Source organism: Exiguobacterium undae DSM 14481 (genome assembly GCF_000620805.1).
Taxonomy (GTDB): Bacteria; Bacillota; Bacilli; order Exiguobacteriales; family Exiguobacteriaceae; genus Exiguobacterium_A; species Exiguobacterium_A undae.
The window spans coordinates 2,430,059-2,453,084 of sequence record NZ_KK211187.1; the positions used below are offsets into that span (position 1 = coordinate 2,430,059).

The window sequence follows — 23,026 nt, forward strand, 5'->3', positions numbered from 1 at the left end:
TTACAACGAGGAGCTGACAGCATGAATCAGTGGACACGCGAAGCACGTTACCGCCCGCTTTCCGATCTCGCACCGGAAGTGTATCAACTCATGAAGGAAGAAGTCCGGACATCGCCTTGGCGTTTTTCTTTCCATATCCAACCACCAACCGGTTTGTTAAATGATCCAAACGGTTTTGTTTATCATAACGGCACGTATCATCTCTTTTATCAATGGTTCCCTCTTGGACCCGTTCACGGGTTAAAGTATTGGTACCACATGACATCAAAAGATTTAGTGCATTGGTTTGATGAAGGAGCCGCATTGATTCCAAACGATGATCCGGATTCACACGGCGCCTATTCCGGAAGTGGTTTCATCAAAAATGACCAAGTCCATATCATGTACACCGGCAATAAACGGGATGCGGAGTGGAATCGGCATACAAGTCAAATCGTCGGACACCTTCGTTCGGATGGTCGGATTGAAAAACATCTGCCACCGGCGATTCCGACTGTCCCGGATGGCTATACGGAACATTTCCGGGATCCAAAAGTATTTCAACATCAGGATGTGTGGTACTGCATCATCGGTGCTCAGCGTAATGATTTGACAGGTTGTACAGTCGTGTACCGATCGGAAGACGCTGAACACTGGACATGGATCGGCGAGCTGGATACGCGTTATGATCAGTTTGGTTACATGTGGGAGTGTCCCGACTACTTTGAACTGGACGGGAAAGGCATATTGTTGTTCAGTCCGCAAGGGATTGAACCACAGGGAGACCGTTATCAAAATATCTTCCAGTCCGGTTACTTGATTGGTGACCCGCTTAACCTTCCGGACGTCACGTTCCAACACGATGATTTCGTCGAACTGGACTTTGGGTTTGACTTTTATGCGCCGCAGACGACACTTGCCGCAGACGGTCGCCGGATCCTCGTTGGCTGGATGGGGTTACCAGACATTGCTTATCCGAGTGACCGGTTCAACTGGGCACATGGCTTAACCTTGCCGCGCGAACTGACACTTGAAAATCAGCAATTGCGTCAAAAACCGGTGCAGGAATTGACCGCGTTACGAAAAGAAACGCTGTACGCGCAAGAGCTGACACTCGAACACCACATCATGCCGGCACAGGCTGAGACGTTCGAACTGGAACTGTCGCACTTACAGCTGTCATCCGATCAATTGGAATTAAAGGTTCGCGCCAGTGACCAAGAAGAAACGATTCTCCGCTACGAAGCAGAGACGAAACGGTTTACAATTGATCGGTCAAAGTCCGGAGCAGAAGTTCCAGCGGTCGAATTTGGTACGAGCCGTTCCATCACATTGGCTGAACCGTTGCACACGTTACGTCTGTTCGTCGATCGATCCTCCATCGAAGTGTTCCTAAACGACGGGGAAGCGGTTGCCTCATCCCGTATCTTCCCGAAATCGACCAGTCAGGGCATCGTTTTGACAGGTGATGCGACGGCACACCTCGCCATCTATACGCTTTGATCTTTTGATCTAAAGTACGATGCGTGGTCTGCTCACAAAAAAAGCACAATTCCTCGCAAATGCTCAGCTGAGGAATGTGCTTTTTTACTGTGGTGTCGTTTCTTTCTGTAAATCAAATGCTAAAATGTGTTGTTCTCCGATGGGTCCCATGACAGATTGTAACGTATCCACATAACCGGTTTTAAAGTATAAAGATTTCGCCGCGATATTTTTTTTATTGACGGCCAGTGTAATCGCCGTCACTTCCGGAAAGTGTGCCTGCACAAAGGCCGGTAACTGCATCATCGCTTCTTTCGCATATCCTTGTTTTTGGTGCCGGGCGTCAATCGAAAAGGCACGCAACAGCACACTGCGTTCATCTGTCCGGTGTGTCTTCGGAGGATTGAGATGGAGGACAAAAAATCCAACGACCTCCAAACCTTTTTTGATGACGACAGGAAACTTATCCGGATTTTCCAACGCTTCTGACACGACCTCTGTCGGGAATGTCGTGAACTGGATCTGCTCCTCTGGAAGAATAAAAGCATCACACTGTTCATAATGTTCGTTGGTATACATAAATAAATTCACTTGTGACATATCTTTTCCGCCTTCCATTCAGTGAAGAGACCACGCCTCTCTCCTTACATCTATTTCCATTTTACACGTTTACGATGTATTTAGCCAACTCTCGTTGAGTTTCAGTCAATGGTTTTATCTTTACTTATATTCCACTTCTTTTGTAGACTTAATCAATTGTCGGACTGAAAATGCTAAACTAAGAAAAGAAAATTGAGTTTATAGAGGTAAGAGGTGAACGGAACAATGTCCCCAGACTTTTTTGAACGAATGGAAATCGAAACTGGGACCAAATTAAATGCTGTACAACGTCAAGCGATCGAGCATGATCAAGGTCCCCTTTTATTACTTGCTTCCCCCGGTTCCGGGAAAACGACAACATTAAACTTTAAAATTGCCTATTTGATTCTTGAAAAAAAGGTGAATCCGCGGGCAATTCTTGGACTAACGTTCAGTAAAGCCGCTGCGCATGAGATGGCAGAACGTTTTCACGATTGGTTCCATCATCTGATTGGAACAACGGCTTCCTTTTCGACGATTCATAGTTTTGCGTTCCAAGTCGTTCGTGACTATGCGGCAGTGAACCGGCTCCACTATACAATCATCGAAGGAACCATCGAAAAGTCGGCTTCTCACCGTCCTGAACAACCATTGCACAAACGAATGGTGCTGCGCCGGATTTTCCAAGAAATCAATCGAAGTGTCATTACGGAAGACCAGATGGATGAACTGCTTCGGATGATTTCTTTCGTCAAAAACCGGTTGCTGCTGCCAAAGGATATCGAGACCTTAAAAACGACGATCAAACATTTTCCTGAGATTTATTCGGCGTATGAACAATTTAAGTTACGGGATCCCCTCCACCCTTTGATGGACTTTGATGATATGTTGACATACGCCAATACGATCCTTGCAGAAAATCCCGAGTTACTCGCTTCTTATCAACGTCGCTTCGAGTATATTTTGACGGATGAAAGTCAGGATACGTCCCTTGTCCAACATCAACTCGTGGAAAAGCTGGCATTGCCCCACAATAATCTCTGTGTCGTCGCCGATGATGATCAGACGCTCTACAGTTGGCGTGGTGCAGATGTCTCGAAGATCATTCATTTTAAAGACACGTATCCGGATGCGACGGTGTTGTACATGGAACAGAACTACCGGTCTTCCCGAGAAATCGTCGAGACGGCCAACCGGTTCATTCAACGGAACAAAGTCCGTCATCCGAAAAAAATGTTTACGGAAAACCCATCTTCTCGTCCGATCGTCGTCGAGACCTTACCGGCTTACGAGGACCAGACACGGTACGTCATTCGTCAGCTGCGGGACGAGACGAATTTTCAAGAAGTCGCCGTCTTATATCGCAACAACTCGTCTTCCATCAATATCATGAATGCACTCGACTTAGCCGGAATCCCGTTTTACATCAAGGATGTGGACCATAAATTCTTTAGCCATTGGGTCTTAAAGGATGTCTTACACTTCATCGAGCTCGCCAATGATCCTTCGGATGTCGATATTTTGGCACAGATTCATACGAAGTTTGCCGGCTACATCTCGAAAGTCCAGTTACAACGTCTGTATGAATTGCGTAACGGGGACAATGTATTTGATTTATTGATTCAGCATGTCGACATGAAGTTTTATCAAAAAAAGCAGTTAAAAACGATTAAATCGGTTTTTGCTGCCATGCAGACAGCCCGTCCTTCCGCTGCCTTGGCACTGATTCGAAATGAGCTCGGGTATGAAAAAAATCTTAAAAAAATGAGTGACAGCCTTGGGTTTAGTATTGATTTTTTACTGGAGATGCTCAATACGATTGAAAATGTCGCCAGTGACCTTCCGACTTCCCTTGCTTTTAAAGAACGAATTTTGCATCTTGAACAGTTGATGCGTCAAGCGAAGTCCAATAAACATCAAAATGCCGTGACGCTGTCAACCTTTCACAGCGCCAAAGGTCTTGAATTCAACCGTGTCTTCATGATTGATTTAATCAATGGCGTGTTGCCGTCTTCTGATAACATCAAGTCTTATAAGGACGGACAATTGGAAGAGATGGAGGAAGCGGTTCGTCTGTTTTATGTCGGAATGACGCGGGCACGGTATGAACTTCACCTGCTTTCTTACCGATACAAGTCAAAGCCGGTTGAAGAATCTCTTTTCCTCGGAAATATCCGGCATATTCTCAATCCGAGTCAGACGGTCAAAAAGGAAATCCGTTATGCGCAACGTTCAACGGAACAAGCATCCGTCCCACTTCTGCCAGTCGAAAAAAACATGCGGATCCGCCATAAATCCTTTGGCGACGGGACGATTATTCATTTGATGGACGATGTCCTCGAGATTCAGTTTGACAAAGGCATCGACAAACAACTCTCACTGCAAGTCTGTTCTGAAAATCATCTGCTGACCATTCTTTAAAAAAAGGCTCACTCTTTCCCGGTAAATGTACTTCCGGTAAAGGGTGAGCCTTTTGTGTTGTGTCCCGTATCCGATTACTCGACCCGTCCATCGTTTTGACGAACGAGGGCATCACGGATTTCCGTGAGTAATTTTTCTTCCGTTGTCGGAACCACCACTTCCTCCGGTGTTTCCTCTTTTCGTCGAAACGCATTGATGCCTTTGACAAACAGGAACAATGCAAAGGCAATCAAGATGAATTCGATGCTTGCCTGCAAGAACTGACCGTACAGTAAGTTGGCGTTACCGACCGTGACGGATAACTTCTTGACGTTAATCCCGCCGATGATGATGCCGATCAACGGCATGAAGATACTGTCGACCAAGGATTTAATGATCCCGCTGAAGGCTGCCCCTAAGATGACACCGACCGCCAAATCAATTACATTCCCGCGAAACGCAAACTCCTTAAACGCTTTGAACAATGAAACTTACCCCTCTCTTGTTACGTCCATGCCCGATCGGCCAATTGACGAATCGCATATCCGACCCCATGTTCGTCGTTGGTTTTCGTCACTTGATGCGCAATCGCTTTTGCATCTTCATGTCCATTTCCCATCGCTATCGCCATTCCGGCGACTTTGAACATCGGAACATCGTTTAAGTTGTCTCCGATGACAGCGACCTCTTCGATTGACACGCCCAGGTGCTTCGCCAGTGTTTTGACGGCTGTTCCTTTGTCTGCTCCAAGTGCCATGACTTCGATGTTGTCATGACCGGATGATGTCACATAAATCCCGTCCACTTTTTGTTCGATTTCTTCCCAAATCTTCTTCATCAAGTCCTGATCAAACGAGAAGGAGATGAACTTAAAGACTTGTCCGGCTTGGTTACGAATGAATGAGCGGAATCCATCAATCATCTTGACGTCTTCATTGACGTAATAACGATTGTGGAAAAAGTCGAGTACATCCTTCGCCCGGTCGCTTTCCTGACTCATTTCTTTGAGCGAATCATAGGCGGCGTCAATTGTTGATCCTTGTGCCGTGACGAGACCTTGGTCACAAAACATCTCAAAAAATACTTCGTATTGGCTGATGATGCCATAAATCTGCTGGGCTTGCTCCGACGTCAACGTCGTCGCACTTAACTCTTCCCCGTCGACGGTCAAAACGCGTGCACCGTTCGACGCGATGATCGGACACGTGATTCCTGCCTGATCCGTCAATTCTTTTGCATTTAAGTAATTTCGTCCTGTTGCAATCGCAAAATCAATGCCTTGTTCTTTTGCCGCTTCAATTGCCGCAATCGTTTCCGGTTCTATTTTCTGTTTGCTGGATAATACGGTACCATCCATGTCTGAGATCAATAATTTGATTGCTTTTGCCAAAACGTTCACTCTCCTTTGTCTTTTTCAGTTCCACTATACCATTTCTCTTCTCAGTTTCCTGTTCTCATCCTTGTTCCTTTACCAAATCCTCCTTCTTCCTTTACAAAATCGGAGACAGGAGTCTTGAAATGCTCTCTTTGAATTTAATCATCCTGGAGCGCTCTGCATATTTTTCCGCCGTCAACCGCTCACAGACCAGACAATCTTCTTCAAACAGCTGTGCTAATTCAGAGGCGACATGCGGATCGTAAACAACCGAATTCATCTCAAAATTTAATCTGAAACTGCGGGCATCGATGTTAGTCGTTCCGACTGAGGCGATGGCTTGATCGACGACAATCGTTTTTGCGTGTAAAAATCCGGGTTCATACGTGTAGATTTTTGCCCCGTAATCAATCAGTTCTCCAACTGCTGCTGTCGTCGCCCAATAGACAAACGGATGATCCGGTTTATTTGGGATCATGATTCTCAGTTCTACCCCTGATAATAATGCCATCTTGCAGGCATCCATGTAGCTCGCGTCCGGGATAAAATAAGGCGACTGGATATAAACGGATTGTCTGGCTGACGAAATCATCTTGATCAACATATTTTTTAAATGCTCTGTTTTCGAATTCGGTCCGGATGTTACGATTTGCATCGGCAAGGTCTGTTCAACCGAATGCGTGCCGTAATGGAAAAATTCTTTGGCCGTGTAACTGTCGCTCGCCTGATTCCAGTCGAGAATGAAACGATCCAACTGGTCGTGCACGACTTCCCCCTCTAACCGGAAATGCGTATCCCGCCAGTACCCAAACTTATCATCAATCCCAAGATATTCGGTCCCGACATTAAATCCTCCGATGTAGCCGATTCTTCCGTCGATGATACACGACTTCCGGTGATTCCGATTGTTGAGCCGAAAGTTGATCAAACCAATCGTCGGTGGGAAAAAGGCAAACACTTCCCCGTCATGAAGCAACAGCTCTTTGAAATCTTTTCGTCCTAAATCCCGCGAACCGACGGCATCATAAAGTAACCGGACTTTTATCCCTTCTTGCGCCTTTTTTGTCAGTGCTGCGATCAACGCCTGTCCCAACGAATCTTTTTGAATGATGTAGTACTGGATATTGATTTCGTATTTCGCGTTCAAGATATCGGTCAGCATTCGATTAAATTTTTGTTCCCCATCCGATAAAATCACGACCTCATTTTTAAAACTGAGTAACGCATCGTTTGACATCAAATTCATTCGGATCAACTGGTCATACCGTACGACAGCAGGATGACGCATCTGTGTCTGCGGATGATTCAGCTCTTCAAGCTGTAATGCCACACGCCGTGCCTGTTCTTGTTTTTCCTTCTCTTCGACATGATAAAAGTCCGTTTTTTTCAAGAGACGTCCGAAAAATAAGTAGATGAGAAATCCAATGAGCGGCACAAAATACAGAATCAAGACCCAGGCCCACGTTGCACCGATATCGCGCCGTTCTAAAAAGATGACGGTGACGACAGCCAACAGATTCATGATAATCAAGCCATACGCCAAAATGACGAGAAACGTGCTTAAAATCTCAAGCAAAGCAATCCCCTCCTTCGTGTCTGTCAGGACTTTTCCCCAATGTATAAGCTATTCCTTATTTTTGTAGAGATTGAAACAAAAAAGTGTACGAAACATCAGAACAATCCTGATGTTCGTACACTTTATGAAAACATGAAAGTCAGTTGATCGACTCGTCCGCATGGGATTCTTCCAATTCAATCGACTCAATCATCGTTTTTGCACTTGCCACACAGTCCGGCAATCCTACTCCATCGTAGGCGAGACCTGCGAGGTAGATTCCCGGATACTGTGCCAAAACTTCATCCCGGACACGTTGGATGCGCTCGGCATGTCCCACCGTATAAGCAGGAAGACCATCGACCAATCGGCTGATGATGACCTGCTTCGGTTCTAATGTCCGCCCACAGATTTTTTCTAAATCCTGCAACACGGCTTGACGCAATACATCGTCCGACTCATGAACAAGGTGGTCATTGCCCGGTCGACCGACAAACGCACGGAGGACCGTATGATCCGGTGCCGAATGGTTCCACTTTTGGTCAATCGCCGTACAGGCCGTAATGGAGTACGGTGCCCGGCGATTGACGACAAACCCTGTTCCTTCGATGGGAAGTGATTCTTGTTGATCAAAAATCATCGTCACCGTCGCTGTTGAATGCGTCGTCAACTGCTCGAGTTCCGGTAGATGTGCATCCGGCAGTAAGCGAACGACTTGAGGATGCGGAATCGTCAAAAGAACGTAATCGGCATATTCCGGACCATGGTCCGTTTTCAACCGATACCGACCTGCTTCGCGTGAAATTTCGAGCAACGGCGTTTCGAGACGGACTTCCGAGCGTTCCAACATTTCCTCCAACCGTTCAATCAACGATTCAAGTCCGGTCGTTAACGATAGGAATTGTCCCGTTGCCTTGATCGTTGTCTGTGGACCTTGCGGTGATTGATCGAGCGGACGCATCAAGCGCATTCCTTCAAACAGCGAACCCGCTTTCTGTTCGTTGGCAACGAATTGTGGATAGGTTGCAAATGTACTCATTTGATCAATGTTTCCAGCGTAAATCCCTGACAACAATGGTTCGATCAGTTTTTCAACTAACGCATCACCGAGTCTTGGACGTAAATACTCACCGAGTGGAATATCATATTCCGGAATTCTTAACTGATCGGACGGATACAACAATAAGTCCGCGACTTCTTGTTTTTCCTGTTCTGTCAGTAACGTCGTTTCTCGAAAGACATCCAAATCCGTCGGAATCCCCATCACTGCTCCTTTCGGAATCGGATGGAGTCCCCCTTGGTCAAGAATGAAGGCTTGGGACGTATTGTTTCGGACCAGCTGTTCGCCGAGCCCGATTGCTTCAATCAAGTCCGTCAAGATATGCTTTCGCGCGACGTAAGAATCGGGTCCACGTTCAATCGTAAAGCCATCTTCTCGATAGGTGGCGACTTTACCACCAAGACGTTCTCCGGCTTCAAGCACTGTGATGTTTAAATCGGGAAAGGCACGTTCTGCGTAATAGGCAGCGGCAAGACCAGTGATACCACCGCCGACGATGACGAGACGTTTACTTGACATAACTACCGACCTGTTTTGAAACAGCCTCTGTCACAGCTTTCATGAAGGCCGGATCTGCATTCGGCATGATTGGACGCGCGTAATGAATTCCGAGCTCGTCACAGACGACTTTACATTCGTAGTCATTGTCAAACAAAACTTCCAGATGATCGGCGACGAATCCGACCGGGACATAAACAAACGCTTCGTAGCCTTTTTCTTCATAGACATCACGCGTCAAATCCTGAACGTCCGGTCCAAGCCATGGCTCTGGTGTTTGTCCGGCTGATTGCCAACCCGTGATCATGTGTGTGACACCGGCACGCGCTGCGATCAAGTCTGCTGTTTCTTTTAATTGTTCCGGGTACGGATCACCGTTCGCAATGATTTTTTCCGGCAGACTGTGTGCGGAGACGACCAAAACAGCCTTTTCTTCAGGAACCGGCAAGGCATCAAACGTTTTACGGATTTCTGTTCCCCACCAGTCGATGAACGCTTCTTCTTTGTACCATGACTCAACAGAAGCCAGATGAATTCCGTGTTTGTCTGCCACTTCTTTTGCACGTCCGTTGTATGAACGGATACTGAACGTCGAATAGTGCGGTGCCAGTACGACTGTGACAGCTTCCGTAATCCCGTCTTTCGCCATCTGTTCGACAGCATCCTCGACGAATGGTTCGATGTGCTTCAGGCCAAGATAGAGTTTGAATTCGATTTCGCCGGCATATTTTTCTGTCAGTTGACGGTGTAATTCTTCCGCTTGATCAATCGTGACTTGCGCAAGTGGTGAAACTCCGCCGATTGCTTCATACCGTTCTGTCAGTTCAGCCAATGCTTCTGGAGACGGTTTGCGTCCACGGCGAATGTGTGTGTAATACCGTTCAATGTCTTCCGGTTTATACGGCGTACCATACGCCATGACAAGTAATCCTAGTGTTTTCATTTCGCTACCTCCATTTTTTCTTTCGAGTAATCATGGATATATGCAGTGAGACGTTTTAAGACTTCCGGATCCACTTCCGGGAAAATCCCATGTCCTAAGTTAAAGATGAAACCAGGACGTTTCATTCCCATATCAAGAATCTCTTTCGTTTTCGCTTCGAGAATCTCCCATGGTGCGAGCAAGTAAGATGGATCGAGATTGCCTTGTAACGTTTTGGTCAGTCCACGCTTACGGGCTTCGTCAACCGACAGGCGCCAATCGAGTCCGACGACGTCCAGCGGCAGGTCGTGCCACTCTTCTGCCAAATGACTTGCTCCGACACCGAACATGATCATCGGAACACCTGTCTCTTTTAACTCTTTGAAGATTCGTTCCATCGTCGGTTTGATGTACAGGACATAATCGTTCCGGCTTGTTGTTCCGACCCACGAGTCAAAGATTTGGAAGGCTTGAATGCCTGCATCGACTTGTGCCTTGATATAATCGATGACCATATCTCCGAGTTTCTCCATTAAAGCATGCCATACGTCAGGATGACCATACATCAATGCTTTTGTTTTGTGGTACCCTTTTGACGGTCCACCTTCGATCATATAGCTGGCTAGCGTAAACGGTGCACCCGAGAAGCCGATTAATGGCACATCGAGTCGTTCCCGTAACAGTCCGATCGTTTCAAAAATGTACGGGATATCCTCTTTCTTGAACGGTTGAAGGGCTTGTACGTCGTCCATTGTCCGAATCGGATTCGCGATGACGGGACCAATGCCACTTTTGATTTCCACGTCAACTCCCATTGAAGGTAACGGCGTCATGATGTCCTTGTACAGAATTGCTGCATCGACCCCTAGTTGTTTGACCGGTAGTTCCGTGACATAGGCGCATAATTCTGGATCGTGTGTAATCTCGAATAACGTCCGTGTCTTCTTGATTTCACGATACTCCGCTTGATACCGACCTGCTTGTCGCATATACCAGACCGGTACATGGCTTACCTCTTCGCCACGAATGGCGCGCAAAAATGTATCATTAAACTTCTTCATCATAACTACCCCTTTATACTCGTTCTAACGCCCCAAAATAACGCACGATAAGTTTGTGAACACAGAAACATTATATCTGAAATTCAGAACCGTGTGCCAATAAATCGTTTACAAAATTACAGTTCTGTTACCCGTTCATCAAATGTTCACCGTTTCTTATATAGACCAAACGCAGCATTCAGCTGTCCACGAATCAAATCAGAACGTTGTTGTTCGGTTACTTTACGTTCTTTTTCACGGATCTCATGCGTCCGCCAGCCGTCTTCGATCTTTTCCGCGACTTCGACTAACCGTTCGATGTCTGTAAACGAGTATTTTCTGGTCTTCCCGTTCGTCCGTTCCGGAAAAATCAACTTCCGTTCTTCATAGTAACGAATCTGCCGTTCCGATAAACCGGTCAATTCACAGACAATACCAATCGTCATCACCTTTTTCTCCCGGTAATTCATCTTCGTCACTCCTTTCCTTCAAAATACCATGTCAGATTTTCTGACACAAGACGTTTCTTGGAAAGGATTTCCGTCTAAAGTAAACACATACTTTAAATTGATAAAGGAGGAACGATGATGAATTTAGAAGAGATGTTAATTTCGGTCGATACGTTTTATGTCTTATTCGCTACTTTATTGGTCTTTACGATGCAAATCGGGTTCTTATTACTTGAGACAGGGATGTTACGCGCTAAGAACGCAGGCCATGTCGCCGTCAAACAATTGATCAGTTTCTCCGTCGCCGCGCTCGCTTTTTGGGCAATCGGTTTCGGATTGACGTTCGGAGACGGACCCGGCTTGATTGGAACGGAAGGATTTTTCCTCCAAGGTGGTTTCTCGAGCCTCGACTGGTCCAACGTGACAATTGATGTCAAGTTCCTGTTCCAATTGTCCTTCGTTGCCGTATCCCTTGCCATCGCCTGGGGTGGTTTTGCGGAACGTGCCAAACTGTCTGTCTACCTGTTGTTCGGAACATTCTTCGTTGCCATCATCTATCCGATCATTGCCCGTTCTGTTTGGGCAGGTGGTTTCCTCGGTTCGCTCGGTATGCAGGATTTCGCCGGTTCAACCGTCGTCCACTTACAAGGCGGAATCGCCGCTCTCGTCGCTGCTTTAATCTTGAAAAAACGGATCGGAGCAGAAAAAACGCCTTTACTTGGTCATAACGTCATCTACTCTGTTGTCGGCGCCTTCATCCTTTGGTTATGTTGGTTCGGATTCAATGCCGGATCGACGCTGACAATCGCTGACGGATTCTTCAGCTATGTTGCTTTGACGACATTGCTTGCGACGGCTGCCGGAGCACTCGGTGCGCTTGCCATTTCCTTCTGGCATCGCCGGGTCGCGGACATTCCGTCGATCATCAACGGGGTCTTGGCTGCGCTTGTCGCCATCACTGCTGCCTGTGCCTTCGTTGAACCATGGGGAGCCGTCGTGATTGGTTTCCTGGCCGGTATCATCACATACGGCACAAGCATCCTGCTCGCCCGCCGTGTCGACGATCCGTTGTGCGCCTTTTCCGTCCATGGTGTTGCCGGGATTTGGGGAACACTCGCCACTGGATTCTTCGCTTCACCCCGCCTTGTTGAAATCACAGGGATCGGTCAAGCGGGATTATTTTATGGCGGTGGATTCACACAACTTGGTGTTCAAACACTGGGTGTCGTCTTTGCAGTCGTCGTCGTCAGCGTATTGAGTTACGTCTTCCTCAAGTTACTTGATGTGACGATTGGTCTCCGGATCACACGCGAAGATGAGTTGCGTGGACTTGATGTCGCGGAACACGGTCAAGCTTCTTATGATCTCCCAGCCCCTGTCAGCAAAGAGTTGCGGACCTCTTATGAAGACGAAGAAACAACTGAAAAAGTAAATTAATCTTGTCAAATACCCCCCGTTCACCTTTTCGTGAACGGGGGGTATTTTTGTTCAATAAGAACGCATTTTATTTTTTTCGTGCATAGTATTCGCCGATGACAAGTGCTGCGATTGCTCCGACAAACACCGTCGCAAAACCACTGAGGATAAACCCTGCCAGTGATAAGATTACCACTTGGAGGAACGATGCCAACCGGAGGACTTTTCGCTTCGATGCGGTCGCGTCTCCGAACGGCAACAGTCGTGTTAAGAGATGCGAGTCAATCGCCCGCGTGAAAGGAGCGAGTTGAAAACTGGTCAGCCCGCCAAATGCCGGGACGGCCAGCGTGACAAGCCATGCATTGTCCTTACCAAGCCACATGAAGAGGACTCCGATTAACGTCAGACGGACGATCAATCCAATGCCATCCGTGCTTCTGATGAATTGTTTCAGATAGAGGTAATCAAAGGTGCGTTTGTGGTCGAATCCAATTTTTTCAACCAGATGGCTCAACAGACGCCGGCGTTTGTAGGTCGTCGACAGCCGGGGCACATCAACAAACCAATTGGCGATGCGATAAAAACGGTCCCGTGATTCTTGTTCAAGTGAAATCCAGTCCATCAGCGGCAACTGATCCTGTTTTTTTAAGTAGATCGTCAGCAGTAATAAACTCGTCACGACGATGCTGAACAGACCCATTCCAAGCATGACAAGAACACCGGCTCCTGTTGCGTACAGGAGCACAATCCGATGACCGACTCCTTCAAGCTTCGATAAATTTGCTGCCGCTCCAACCATGCTTAATGCAGCAAACAGCACAAACAATTCGACCGGTGTCGTATCTTCCGTTCGCACATATAAAACAGACACTGCCAAAAAAGGAATGATTGCCCGAATCAATCCATAAAAGGCATTGTAGACCCGAACACGTTTCATATAATTCGCAAGATCCGGCAAGACTGGAAGCAAAAATACTTGATCCGCTTCGACTAAAAATGTCCGGGTTGATCGATAAAAAGCCAGCAATATAAACAAACTGCCCATCACAAGATTTCCAGGGAAGTCGGGATTCAGTTGATCCAGAAATCGACCGTACACGACAAGTCCGTATAAAACGACGAAATAAACCGTAAACAATAATCCGCCGTTCGCCATGTAACGGGTATACTTTGTCATTTCTACCATGGCAGTCTGGTAACGGGTTCTCCATAGAACAGAACTCGTCATCTTTCCGCCTCCTCAATCGCCGCTACGTAGATGTCATCGAGTGAACCGTTCGACAATTCGTACCGTTGACGGAGTTCTTGCGTCGTTCCTTCCGCGGCAATCTGCCCCTCATTCAACAAGATGAATCGATTACAATGCCGTTCCGCCGTCTCGAGGATATGCGTCGACATCAAGATTCCTTTTCCGTCCGCTTTCAGTTCACTAAAAATCGTCAACAGCTCACGGATGGCGAGCGGATCGAGTCCGACAAACGGCTCGTCGACGATCAACAGTTCACTGCCTGTAATCAACGCACAGAGAATCATCGCTTTTTGTTTCATCCCTTTTGAGAACACGCTCGGAAACCATTCCAGTTGTTTCGTCATTCGAAGTCGGGCTGCATAGTGCTCGATTCGTTCTTGTGCCTGTTTTTCCTCGACCGCATAGCCTTGCGCCATTAAACGTAAGTGTTCACGCAAGGTCAATTGTTCATATAACATCGGCTGTTCCGGAATGTAGGCTACTTGTTTACGATACATTTGTTCATCCTGCTCTAAACTGACTCCGTTAATCAAAATCTCACCTGATTTGACGGGCAACAGACCCAAGATGTGTTTAATCGTCGTCGACTTTCCGGCACCATTTAAACCGATTAACCCCACCAATTCCCCTTGGTGTACCGATATATTAATATGATGGAGGACTTTTTTGGAACCATACCCGCCTGATAAATCATTTATTTTTAATAACACGCTGATGCACTCCCTTCATTAACTATCCTAGACAATTCATTCTTACTTTTCTAGTTTGAGTCATTTTTTTATTAAGAAAAGGTTTGAATACATCTTTTTACGGTAATTACTCTAAGTGTAATCGTTACATCAATATATGAAAACGGCTTACAGAATTTGAAAGTAGCATTTTAAATACGAGTTTCTTCAGGAGGTAACTGGTATAATCATCTAGCCATTTTACGTTCGATAATTTATCTCGCTGATTGGAACGACTATTTAAGGGCTTTAATCTTTCAATGTGTTTACAACTACCTGAAAACAGGTAAATCTAAAGTAAGAAAAGGAGTGTTCCAAATGGGATTCTTATGGGCTTTAATCGTCGGTGGATTAATCGGTTGGGTAGCTAGCCTCATCATCGGGAAAGACGTACCAGGCGGTATCATCGGTAACATCGTTGCAGGTTTCGTCGGAGCAATGATCGGTCAAGCAATCTTCGGTACAATGGGACCTGTTGTTGGTGGATTTGCAATTATTCCAGCTATCTTAGGTGCAATCATCTTAATCTTCATCGTTTCGTTGATTCTTCGTTCAGTACGTCGTAAATAATTTACTGAAATAGTAATTTGTACGTAAAACTTTAAAAAGGAGTGTTTTTAAAATGGGATTTTTATGGGCTTTAATCGTCGGTGGATTAATTGGATGGGTAGCTAGTCTTATCATCGGGAAAGACGTACCAGGCGGCATCATCGGTAACATCGTTGCAGGTTTCGTCGGAGCAATGATCGGTCAGGCAATCTTCGGTACAATGGGACCTGTTGTTGGTGGATTCGCAATCATTCCAGCGATCTTGGGTGCAATCATCTTAATCTTCATCGTTTCGTTGATTCTTCGTTCAGTACGCCGTAAATAATAGAACTATTAAATTTAAAGGAGTGTTTTAAATGGGATTCTTATGGGCTTTAATCGTTGGTGGTATTATTGGTTGGTTAGCAAGTCTTATTCTCGGTAAAGATGTACCAGGCGGTATCATCGGTAACATCATCGCAGGTTTCGTCGGTTCAATGATCGGTCAAGCATTGTTTGGAAGCTGGGGACCATCAGTAGCCGGTTTCGCAATCGTACCAGCTATCCTTGGTGCAATCATCTTAATCTTAATCGTTTCGTTTATCCTTCGTGCGGTCAACAAACGATAATTCTATCTATTACAAAAACCACTAAAGACATCACGTCTTTAGTGGTTTTTTTGTGTGACATGTAATTCTTCTTCCTCACCGTATTTCAAGCCACATCTTCCCTGATCGTTCGATGACCCGTTTCTCTGACTTAATGTTCAGCCATCCGAGCAACTCGTCAAAAAAGCTTGCCGGGTACTTCCAGACGATGCCGATCGTTTCTGTTGATTTAGATTCCGGTTTTCCGGCTACGGCTTCCAATTCGGATGCTGTTTTGTTCAAATCGATTAAGAGACTTTCGACTTCCTGATTCTCGTATGCCACTTCAAATCCGTCATATACTGCTCTATTGGCGATCCGGTTGGTTGGAGGACCAAATGTTTTTTCGAATTCAGATTGACTTTGACCAATATAATCCGTCATCTGCCCCACACTTTTCCCTGTTCTCGCCTTTACTTCCGCCTCCAGTAATTTTTCGATATCGACACCGTATTGTTCCTTTTGATCCGGTGCCACTTGCTCCGCCAGTTCAAACGTCACTGTGCTCTTTTTTTGATCACCTAGCTGAACGGTTTCACTTGCTCGTCCGGTCTTTCCATTGGCTTCAACACGTGCAGACACGTCATACTCACCCGGAAAACGTTCAACCTTGAATGAAGCGTCCGGATCGGCTTGACCGACCGGCGCATCGTCCACTTGAATCATCGTTGCTTCCGTATCTGTCTTTACTTCTAATGTCTGTTTATTTAAATGAAGGACATAGGTGTCAAACCAGAATCGGCCATCTTGTTTTTTTAGTTCGAATATATCTTGTCGTGCTGCTGCTTCCGTTTTTTTCGGATAATTGCGTTGATCCGACTCGATTTCAGAGATTGTACGTTCAAGTCGCTCCGAATCCGCTTTAAACCAGCTCATCAGACGGTTCGTCTCCGCAAGTTTTAACGGTTGATTGTTCAAATAAACCAATTTTCGGAACGTTTCCCGATCCTGCTCCTGTAACGCTTTGCGGAAAACTTGTCCCGTGTCTTGTCGTTCCGCAGCAGGCTTGATTTGACTCCAGGCAACCCAGCCGATGATTAGAACAAGTCCTAAGATACCGATAATGAGTCCAATTCGCTGATTCCGCATTTTCTTTTTTTCATAGTTCGTGATGCGAGAAGGCATCTTCGTTTCCCCTACTTTCTTTTTTTACAGATTTCTTTTATTTTAGAAACCCTTCATATCCTTGTCAATCGCCCGCAAGACTGATTCAGTCTAGTATACTGAAGGAACATCCAATTAAAGGAGTGATTCGCTTGCAAAAAGAAAACTGTATTTTCTGTAAGATTGCCAAACATGAGGTACCGAGCCATGTAGTATTTGAAAATGAACAGGTCTTGGCTTTTCTCGACTTGTCGCAAGTAACAAAGGGGCATACACTCGTCATCCCGAAACAACACGCAGATAACGTCTACGATTTATCGGTTGAAGATGCTCAAGCTGTGTTTGCGACCATTCCGGAGATCAGCCGTGCCTTACAGCAGGAAACCGGCGCAGCCGGGATGAACATTCTGTCGAATACAGGCAAGGTGGCCGGACAATCCGTCTCCCACTTCCACCTTCATCTCATCCCGCGCCACGACAAACATGACGGGTTTGGCGCGAAATGGGAAGTACACAATGAAGACTACACGGCTGATGAACTGGCCGCTGTCGCTGGAGCCGTCAAAAACCGTCTTTAACGGCTCCTAAATACACGAATTACTGACTCATTTTAGAAATATTGCCGAAATAGGTTTCTAATATCGGATTTTCGGTAAAATAATATGAAACAAATATTTTAATATCAAAAGGGGGTAAAACTATGTCGAAGCGTCCCCAGCGTAACTGGGTCGCTTTTGGTGCTACGCTGTCGCTTGTGACTTTTTACGGTTTGAAGGCGCTTCGCCAAGGTACTAAAAGTGACTCTTCGAATGGTAAACAACGTCGAAATTCTTATTCTACAATCGTAACGAACGTGCAGGATTTAACGCAGGAGGGAAAGAATCTAATAGAGACAGCCAAACTTTCTGGCACGACCTTTAAAGAAGAAGTAACAAAAGATGTCTCTCAGTACCAGTCAGAGGTGCAAGAATCGCTGACACGTCTTCAAAAATTTGCTGATGAGGCAAAACAGGACGTCGATCATCTCACTCCCCAACAGTAACGATCCGCTGCTTCGATTTGTTTTTGTATAGTTTGCATTTTGCGCGTTTGAGCCATTGTCACCTTTCGAAAGGATGAGTCAGATATGGAACACGAAAAATTATATCCTGGACAAGAAGCGCTGTTATACAGTCATAAAATTGTCCAACTAAGCAAAGCACTATGGAAAACGGTAGAAAAAGATTGGCAAAATTGGATTAAGCCGTTTGATTTAAACATCAACGAACACCATATTTTATGGATTTCGCACGCTTTAGGCGGTGCCTCGATTTCCGAAATTGCAAAATATGGTGTCATGCACGTTTCAACAGCCTTTAATTTTTCGAAAAAATTAGAAGACCGCGGTCTTTTGACGTTCTCAAAAAAAGAGACGGATAAGCGGAATACGTATGTCCAGTTGACACCGGAAGGCGAAAGTTTGTTGTTGGAAACGATTCAAGCATTCCGTCCTGAAGAAAACGGTGTTTTCCGTGCTTCGTTACCGCTCCAAGAGCTTTACGGAAAATTCCCGGAGCTGACTGACATATCCGCCATTGTCCGTCGTCTCTACGGCGACAGTTTTATGGACATCTTTGCTGAGACGTCAAAAATGATTACGGAAGAAGCAGATCGTCGTCCACAAGATCCCGTCATCGACTCGATCAAAAAAGCATGACTTTTGCATGACCTTTGATAGTCGGCGTTCTAAGCCTTGAGGCCTAGGACGTTTTTTTGTGATTCTTCAACCGTGACGTTCCGTTTACCGTTCTGTCTCAAAACGTTGCAGGACCTCACAATTTCCCACAAAAATAGTCCTCTCCTCCTGCATCTGATGTGATAGCATGGTGTAAGAGCAACTCACTTTCAATGTTGTGGAAAGCTGTCAAGATAACGAAGATATGATATGATAGAACGGTTGAAATAAATGGTAAATTAGGGGTGTATGTATGAAAAAGAAACTTTTAAGCGTAGCAGCAGTAGCAAGTGTTTTCACATTAGCAGCATGTGGTTCGAATGACGAAGCTGTCATCAACTACAAAGGTGGAGAAGTCAATAAAGCCGACGTTCAAGAAGAAGCGTACCAGAAAGCCGGCGCACAAATTGCTTTCCAACAGACAATGAATGAGTTGCTTGAAAAAGAATACGGCAAAAAAGTAACGGATAAAGAAGTGGATGCAGAAGTCAAGAAAACAAAAGATCAGTTCCCTGATAAGGAACAGTTCAATACGACACTGCAAACTGCTGGAATCAAAAGTGAAAAAGAGTTCGAAAAAGTACTCCGCACACAAATGCTCTTAACAGAAGCAAAATCAGCAAAATCAAAAGTAACGGATAAAGAAATCGAAGATCGTTTCAACCAAGAAAAAGTAGAAGTAAAAGCGAGCCACATTCTTGTTGAAAAAGAAGCAGATGCAAAAGCCATCAAAAAGCAGCTGGATGAAGGCGGCGATTTCGCGAAGATTGCCAAATCAGAATCAACAGATACAGGTAGTGCCACAAAAGGTGGAGATCTCGGATACTTCACAAAAGGTAAAATGGTCGAGGAATTCGAAACTTATGCGTTCAAGGATGGCGTTGAAGGTAAAGTATCAGATCCGATCAAAACACAATTCGGATACCACATCATTAAAGTAACGGATCGTAAAGAGAAAAAAGACTTTACGCTTGAAAAAGAATCGGACCGGATCAAAAAAGCATTGGCTGAAGAAAAAGCCGCTCAAGTGAATCCAAACGATATCTACCGTTCACTGATGAAAAAATACGATGTTGAAATCGAAAACAAAGACTTCAAGGATGCGTTTGACCTTGATAAGCAAGAGCAACAGCAAATGCAACAACAAATGCAGCAGCAACCACAGCAATAAGCAAAAAATCCCTGCCTCCCAAAACGGAAGCAGGGATTTTTTTATCTGCCGACGGCTGTTAACGAACCGGTGCCCGTTCGTATTGTTTCGGTAAGCTGACCTCGTCCTTCAGTTCTGCTGCCGCATGGTAGACCCAGTACGGTTGGCGCAACAGTTCACGGGCAAGCAAGATGACGTCCGCCCGCTCGCTGCGAATGATTTCTTCGGCAAGCGTCGCTGTCGTGATCAGACCGACCGCACCGGTCTTCATACCGGTCGCCTGTTTGATTTCCGCCGCATACGGGACTTGATAACCGGGATAAACGTCCGGTACCGCATTCGCGACGACCGCGCCTGAACTGCAATCGAGCAGATCAATCTGACGTTTCTGTAACTCTTCGGCTAACGGAATGTAATCTGTTGCCGTCATTCCGCCTTTTGCATGATCCGCCGCTGAAATCCGAACCCACAAGGAAAGAGTGGTCCGTTCCTGAATCGCATCAATGATTTCAAGCAAAAAACGCATCCGGTTTTCCATTGATCCGCCGTATTGGTCTTGGCGTTCATTCGATAACGGAGATAAAAACGTATTGATTAAATAACCGTGCGCGCCATGGATTTCAATAAAATCATAACCCGCTTGTTCGACTCGAAGAGCTGCATCGACGAACTGCTGTTTAATGACATTGATTTCTTCCGTCGTCAGTTCGCGTGGAGACGCATAGGAATCATCAAACTCAATCGCTGATGGTGCGACTGGAGGCGTCGCCGTCGTACTCTTTCGACCGGCATGTGCCAATTGAACGCCCGCTTTCGCTCCTGCTGCCTTGACTTGATCGGCAATCCGTTTTAATCCTTCGATGTGTGCATCCGACCAGACGCCGAGATCGCCGTCTGAAATCCGTCCGTCCGGTGTGACGGCCGTTGCCTCCAAGATGACACCGCCTACGCCGCCGACCGCACGTGACGCGTAATGGGTGACGTGCCAATCTGTCACCATTCCATCTTCTTTTGCACTGTACATACACATCGGTGCCATGATGACACGGTTTCGGAACAACAGGTCTCCGATTTGGACTGCTTCAAATAGCTTGGTTTTCATCTTGCACTCTCCTTACATCGATTTTGCATACTGTTCGTTAGTTTTGTTACCTGATCTCTGTTTTCGGTCAGATCTGAATTAAAGTTTCGGGCGATAAAAAGAGCGGTTGTCCAGTGCAAAGGAACGTTCCGAGAATTGCCCTGGTTCCACATATTCCAGCAACCGGTCCATCATCGTCATCCGGGCGTCCAGATTATCGATCAGGAACAGCACTTCCGCCTCCCGCATTTGTGGTGCGACGGCGGATCCCCATTCCGGACGGCCGTGGTGACTTAACACCAGGTGTTGTAAGACCGTCAATACTTCTGCGTCGATGTGCAGCTCTGCTCCGACCTTTTCCAGTTCTGCAACCATTAATGAAATATGTCCCACTAGTTTTCCCGGTAACGTATATTCCGGCGTGACGGGATCCGACAACTCCTTGATTTTAGCGTAGTCATGTAAGACGACACCGGCAATCAACAGATCTCGGTTCAATGTCGGATAAAGACGCGCGATTTGATCCGCAAGCTTCAACATCGACAGGACATGGTACGACAATCCTGAGTAAAACGCATGATGATTTTTGACGGCTGCCGGATGCGTGAAGTAGGCATCAAAATCCTTGATGACAAGATGTTTGACAAGTTTTTTCATATCGGCATGATGAATCGACTCAATGAACCCCAATACTTCTGTTTCAATCTGTTCCCGCGGGAGCGGCGCAGATTGAATGTATTCCTCGACATTCGTATCCTCAAGCACGGTAATCTGTTTTAATTTCAATTGTGTCCGTCCACGATAATCCATCACTTCCCCGGCTGCATGGACAATGAACTTCGGCGCATATTTAGTGAGATCACTCGTATCCCACATTTTTGTCTCAATTTCGCCTGTCTTATCTGCTAAAATCAATGTCAGATACGGTTTTCCGTTGGCGGCGATTCCTTTTAATGCTTGTTTGATCATGACTCGTTGATCGAGCATCTCTCCCACTGCTAATTGACCGATACCTTTCATTTCACAACACGTCCTTTATAAAATTCATTTTTTCACCGGATAGATCCGCGGATAAATCTGACTACAGTACATACTTTATCATTCTACTATATGGGAGCTCAAAACATGGAATTCAACTCACAATTTACCTGGCATCGATATCCGACGATTTCTGCTTATGAACAATACGTCAGTCATCTGGTGGAGATGCCATCCTTTCAACTGGATTGGCTGAACGAACTTCGGACAAAAGATATGAACTTTACGCGAACTGAACTGGATGTCCTGTACGGTTCTATTGTCACCTGGCAAAATCCGGTCGACCGAAGTGACCGCCGATCCATCTGTTATTACGTTTCAGAGAACGAGTTGATTACGATCGGGTTGTCTGAACATATAGTTTCCTTAATCGAACCGTTTAAAACGTCAACCCCGTTCGAAGCCTTTTATGCTATTTTAGCCTTACAGATGAACACCTATTTTACCGGCATTGATAATTTTGAAACCGAACTGTTTTCAAGACAAGACGAACTCCGCGGAAGTATCAATGAAAATTCGCTCGACAGTATTTTCGGTTTAAGGGATACGATTGAAAATTGGTCGGACTTGATCGTTCCGTTTCAGGAACTGATTTTGGCAGGTCCGGAAGCTTTTATCCGGCAAACGGATTATGAAGAGGTTCTGTCCTTTCGTCTGGCTGAAAAACGGGTTGCCCGTCTGTTGATGTTGATTGAGCATTATCAAAAAGATATCGAGGTCCTGCTCGATTTATCGACGACCGTTTCAAACTTCAGAGGAAATGAAATCATGAAGGCGCTAACGATTTTCACAGCTGTCGCTACGCCAATGATGGCCCTTGGCGCCATTTGGGGAATGAACTTCAAGGATATGCCGGAACTGGATTGGAAGTACGGGTACGCCGCCTCGCTTTCTTTAATCTTCCTGACAACAGGCGGTATTTTCTACTGGATGAAACGTCGTGGTTGGTTAGGGGCACTCGTCCGGATGCCGGAAAAAAAACAAAAGCAGAAAAAATAGATATCAGAACATAAGTTCGATATACTTATTTTA

General features: G+C 45.8%; 24 protein-coding genes. 11 read left to right on the forward strand and 13 right to left on the reverse strand.

Going from position 1 to position 23,026, the window contains the following annotated elements:
- The first annotated feature begins 21 nt into the window (after positions 1-21).
- The gene (locus tag P397_RS0113345; RefSeq protein ID WP_028106853.1) at positions 22-1,482 is read left to right on the forward strand and encodes a glycoside hydrolase family 32 protein; all 1,461 of its coding nucleotides are present in this window, start codon (positions 22-24) and stop codon (positions 1,480-1,482) included.
- An 84-nt stretch (positions 1,483-1,566) separates the two neighbouring features.
- On the opposite strand, the gene P397_RS0113350 is transcribed toward P397_RS0113345, so the two are convergent.
- On the reverse strand, positions 1,567-2,061 hold the full coding sequence (locus tag P397_RS0113350) for a GNAT family N-acetyltransferase (RefSeq protein ID WP_026833737.1): 495 nt from the start codon (positions 2,059-2,061) through the stop codon (positions 1,567-1,569).
- Between the two features lie 225 nt (positions 2,062-2,286).
- Here P397_RS0113350 and P397_RS0113355 point away from each other — a divergent pair, with 225 nt between their 5' ends.
- Entirely contained in the window at positions 2,287-4,461 is a 2,175-nt protein-coding gene (locus P397_RS0113355) for an ATP-dependent helicase (protein WP_028106854.1), read from the forward strand.
- A gap of 74 nt (positions 4,462-4,535) precedes the next feature.
- Here the strand turns inward: P397_RS0113355 and mscL are convergent, their stop codons facing one another.
- The 7 genes from mscL to P397_RS0113390 all read right to left on the reverse strand — a co-directional run bounded on the left by mscL (position 4,536) and on the right by P397_RS0113390 (position 11,360).
- A complete protein-coding gene (gene mscL, locus P397_RS0113360) occupies positions 4,536-4,925 on the reverse strand; it encodes a large-conductance mechanosensitive channel protein MscL (RefSeq protein WP_028106855.1) in 390 nt (129 codons plus the stop codon).
- A 20-nt stretch (positions 4,926-4,945) separates the two neighbouring features.
- Positions 4,946-5,839 (reverse strand): Cof-type HAD-IIB family hydrolase, encoded by an 894-nt coding sequence (locus P397_RS0113365; RefSeq protein WP_233550605.1) that lies wholly within the window; start codon positions 5,837-5,839, stop codon positions 4,946-4,948.
- Between the two features lie 91 nt (positions 5,840-5,930).
- On the reverse strand, positions 5,931-7,391 hold the full coding sequence (gene cls, locus P397_RS0113370) for a cardiolipin synthase (protein WP_028106857.1): 1,461 nt from the start codon (positions 7,389-7,391) through the stop codon (positions 5,931-5,933).
- A 139-nt stretch (positions 7,392-7,530) separates the two neighbouring features.
- Positions 7,531-8,949 carry a protoporphyrinogen oxidase gene (gene hemG, locus P397_RS0113375; RefSeq protein ID WP_028106858.1) on the reverse strand — a complete coding sequence of 473 codons (1,419 nt, stop codon included), beginning with the start codon at positions 8,947-8,949 and terminating at the stop codon, positions 7,531-7,533.
- Complete coding sequence (gene hemH / locus P397_RS0113380) at positions 8,939-9,871, reverse strand: ferrochelatase (RefSeq protein WP_026833743.1); 933 nt, start codon at positions 9,869-9,871, stop codon at positions 8,939-8,941. Before hemH ends, hemG begins: the two co-directional genes overlap by 11 nt.
- The gene (gene hemE, locus P397_RS0113385) at positions 9,868-10,914 is read right to left on the reverse strand and encodes a uroporphyrinogen decarboxylase (RefSeq protein WP_026833744.1); all 1,047 of its coding nucleotides are present in this window, start codon (positions 10,912-10,914) and stop codon (positions 9,868-9,870) included. The genes hemH and hemE overlap by 4 nt, the downstream gene beginning before the upstream one ends.
- A 143-nt stretch (positions 10,915-11,057) precedes the next feature.
- Complete coding sequence (locus tag P397_RS0113390) at positions 11,058-11,360, reverse strand: MerR family transcriptional regulator (RefSeq protein WP_012369603.1); 303 nt, start codon at positions 11,358-11,360, stop codon at positions 11,058-11,060.
- A gap of 117 nt (positions 11,361-11,477) precedes the next feature.
- Here P397_RS0113390 and P397_RS0113395 point away from each other — a divergent pair, with 117 nt between their 5' ends.
- Positions 11,478-12,776 (forward strand): ammonium transporter, encoded by a 1,299-nt coding sequence (locus tag P397_RS0113395; protein ID WP_028106859.1) that lies wholly within the window; start codon positions 11,478-11,480, stop codon positions 12,774-12,776.
- A 67-nt stretch (positions 12,777-12,843) separates the two neighbouring features.
- Here P397_RS0113395 and P397_RS0113400 read toward each other — a convergent pair whose 3' ends face one another.
- Positions 12,844-13,983, reverse strand: coding sequence for an ABC transporter permease (locus P397_RS0113400; protein WP_028106860.1), 1,140 nt, complete (start codon positions 13,981-13,983; stop codon positions 12,844-12,846).
- Positions 13,980-14,720 carry an ABC transporter ATP-binding protein gene (locus tag P397_RS0113405; RefSeq protein WP_081776994.1) on the reverse strand — a complete coding sequence of 247 codons (741 nt, stop codon included), beginning with the start codon at positions 14,718-14,720 and terminating at the stop codon, positions 13,980-13,982. The genes P397_RS0113400 and P397_RS0113405 overlap by 4 nt, the downstream gene beginning before the upstream one ends.
- Before the next feature lie 330 nt (positions 14,721-15,050).
- On the opposite strand from P397_RS0113405, the gene P397_RS0113410 reads away from it, so the two are divergent.
- The 3 genes from P397_RS0113410 to P397_RS0113420 are packed head-to-tail and all read left to right on the forward strand — an operon-like array spanning position 15,051 to position 15,889.
- Positions 15,051-15,302 (forward strand): GlsB/YeaQ/YmgE family stress response membrane protein, encoded by a 252-nt coding sequence (locus P397_RS0113410; RefSeq protein WP_026833749.1) that lies wholly within the window; start codon positions 15,051-15,053, stop codon positions 15,300-15,302.
- Between the two features lie 52 nt (positions 15,303-15,354).
- On the forward strand, positions 15,355-15,606 hold the full coding sequence (locus P397_RS0113415) for a GlsB/YeaQ/YmgE family stress response membrane protein (RefSeq protein ID WP_026833749.1): 252 nt from the start codon (positions 15,355-15,357) through the stop codon (positions 15,604-15,606).
- A 31-nt stretch (positions 15,607-15,637) separates the two neighbouring features.
- Positions 15,638-15,889 carry a GlsB/YeaQ/YmgE family stress response membrane protein gene (locus tag P397_RS0113420; protein WP_026833750.1) on the forward strand — a complete coding sequence of 84 codons (252 nt, stop codon included), beginning with the start codon at positions 15,638-15,640 and terminating at the stop codon, positions 15,887-15,889.
- Between the two features lie 75 nt (positions 15,890-15,964).
- Here the strand turns inward: P397_RS0113420 and P397_RS0113425 are convergent, their stop codons facing one another.
- The gene (locus tag P397_RS0113425) at positions 15,965-17,032 is read right to left on the reverse strand and encodes a TcaA second domain-containing protein (protein ID WP_028106862.1); all 1,068 of its coding nucleotides are present in this window, start codon (positions 17,030-17,032) and stop codon (positions 15,965-15,967) included.
- Between the two features lie 131 nt (positions 17,033-17,163).
- On the opposite strand from P397_RS0113425, the gene P397_RS0113430 reads away from it, so the two are divergent.
- The 4 genes from P397_RS0113430 to P397_RS0113445 all read left to right on the forward strand — a co-directional run bounded on the left by P397_RS0113430 (position 17,164) and on the right by P397_RS0113445 (position 19,896).
- The gene (locus tag P397_RS0113430) at positions 17,164-17,589 is read left to right on the forward strand and encodes an HIT family protein (protein ID WP_035414225.1); all 426 of its coding nucleotides are present in this window, start codon (positions 17,164-17,166) and stop codon (positions 17,587-17,589) included.
- 122 nt (positions 17,590-17,711) lie between these two features.
- The gene (locus P397_RS0113435) at positions 17,712-18,053 is read left to right on the forward strand and encodes a hypothetical protein (protein ID WP_026833753.1); all 342 of its coding nucleotides are present in this window, start codon (positions 17,712-17,714) and stop codon (positions 18,051-18,053) included.
- An 84-nt stretch (positions 18,054-18,137) separates the two neighbouring features.
- Entirely contained in the window at positions 18,138-18,707 is a 570-nt protein-coding gene (locus tag P397_RS0113440) for an HTH-type transcriptional regulator Hpr (RefSeq protein ID WP_012369593.1), read from the forward strand.
- 271 nt (positions 18,708-18,978) lie between these two features.
- Positions 18,979-19,896 (forward strand): peptidylprolyl isomerase, encoded by a 918-nt coding sequence (locus P397_RS0113445; protein ID WP_028106864.1) that lies wholly within the window; start codon positions 18,979-18,981, stop codon positions 19,894-19,896.
- A 58-nt stretch (positions 19,897-19,954) separates the two neighbouring features.
- Here P397_RS0113445 and namA read toward each other — a convergent pair whose 3' ends face one another.
- Positions 19,955-20,977 carry an NADPH dehydrogenase NamA gene (namA, locus tag P397_RS0113450; protein WP_028106865.1) on the reverse strand — a complete coding sequence of 341 codons (1,023 nt, stop codon included), beginning with the start codon at positions 20,975-20,977 and terminating at the stop codon, positions 19,955-19,957.
- Positions 20,978-21,055: 78 nt separating this feature from the next.
- A complete protein-coding gene (locus P397_RS0113455; protein ID WP_026833756.1) occupies positions 21,056-21,976 on the reverse strand; it encodes an HD domain-containing protein in 921 nt (306 codons plus the stop codon).
- Between the two features lie 105 nt (positions 21,977-22,081).
- On the opposite strand from P397_RS0113455, the gene P397_RS0113460 reads away from it, so the two are divergent.
- A complete protein-coding gene (locus tag P397_RS0113460; protein ID WP_026833757.1) occupies positions 22,082-22,993 on the forward strand; it encodes a magnesium transporter CorA family protein in 912 nt (303 codons plus the stop codon).
- Positions 22,994-23,026 lie beyond the last annotated feature (33 nt).

What these genes read in the sequence shown, in the direction of transcription:
- P397_RS0113400 (WP_028106860.1), bottom strand. Translation starts at nt 13,983, where the DNA reads ATGACGAGTTCTGTTCTATGGAGAACCCGTTACCAGACTGCCATGGTA.
- P397_RS0113445 (WP_028106864.1), top strand. Translation starts at nt 18,979, where the DNA reads ATGAAAAAGAAACTTTTAAGCGTAGCAGCAGTAGCAAGTGTTTTCACA.
- P397_RS0113410 (WP_026833749.1), top strand. Translation starts at nt 15,051, where the DNA reads ATGGGATTCTTATGGGCTTTAATCGTCGGTGGATTAATCGGTTGGGTA.
- P397_RS0113345 (WP_028106853.1), top strand. Translation starts at nt 22, where the DNA reads ATGAATCAGTGGACACGCGAAGCACGTTACCGCCCGCTTTCCGATCTC.
- P397_RS0113415 (WP_026833749.1), top strand. Translation starts at nt 15,355, where the DNA reads ATGGGATTTTTATGGGCTTTAATCGTCGGTGGATTAATTGGATGGGTA.
- namA (WP_028106865.1), bottom strand. Translation starts at nt 20,977, where the DNA reads ATGAAAACCAAGCTATTTGAAGCAGTCCAAATCGGAGACCTGTTGTTC.
- P397_RS0113460 (WP_026833757.1), top strand. Translation starts at nt 22,082, where the DNA reads ATGGAATTCAACTCACAATTTACCTGGCATCGATATCCGACGATTTCT.
- P397_RS0113425 (WP_028106862.1), bottom strand. Translation starts at nt 17,032, where the DNA reads ATGCCTTCTCGCATCACGAACTATGAAAAAAAGAAAATGCGGAATCAG.
- P397_RS0113350 (WP_026833737.1), bottom strand. Translation starts at nt 2,061, where the DNA reads ATGTCACAAGTGAATTTATTTATGTATACCAACGAACATTATGAACAG.
- P397_RS0113395 (WP_028106859.1), top strand. Translation starts at nt 11,478, where the DNA reads ATGAATTTAGAAGAGATGTTAATTTCGGTCGATACGTTTTATGTCTTA.
- P397_RS0113455 (WP_026833756.1), bottom strand. Translation starts at nt 21,976, where the DNA reads ATGAAAGGTATCGGTCAATTAGCAGTGGGAGAGATGCTCGATCAACGA.
- P397_RS0113390 (WP_012369603.1), bottom strand. Translation starts at nt 11,360, where the DNA reads ATGAATTACCGGGAGAAAAAGGTGATGACGATTGGTATTGTCTGTGAA.
- P397_RS0113440 (WP_012369593.1), top strand. Translation starts at nt 18,138, where the DNA reads ATGGAACACGAAAAATTATATCCTGGACAAGAAGCGCTGTTATACAGT.
- P397_RS0113355 (WP_028106854.1), top strand. Translation starts at nt 2,287, where the DNA reads ATGTCCCCAGACTTTTTTGAACGAATGGAAATCGAAACTGGGACCAAA.
- P397_RS0113435 (WP_026833753.1), top strand. Translation starts at nt 17,712, where the DNA reads ATGTCGAAGCGTCCCCAGCGTAACTGGGTCGCTTTTGGTGCTACGCTG.
- hemG (WP_028106858.1), bottom strand. Translation starts at nt 8,949, where the DNA reads ATGTCAAGTAAACGTCTCGTCATCGTCGGCGGTGGTATCACTGGTCTT.
- P397_RS0113420 (WP_026833750.1), top strand. Translation starts at nt 15,638, where the DNA reads ATGGGATTCTTATGGGCTTTAATCGTTGGTGGTATTATTGGTTGGTTA.
- hemH (WP_026833743.1), bottom strand. Translation starts at nt 9,871, where the DNA reads ATGAAAACACTAGGATTACTTGTCATGGCGTATGGTACGCCGTATAAA.
- hemE (WP_026833744.1), bottom strand. Translation starts at nt 10,914, where the DNA reads ATGATGAAGAAGTTTAATGATACATTTTTGCGCGCCATTCGTGGCGAA.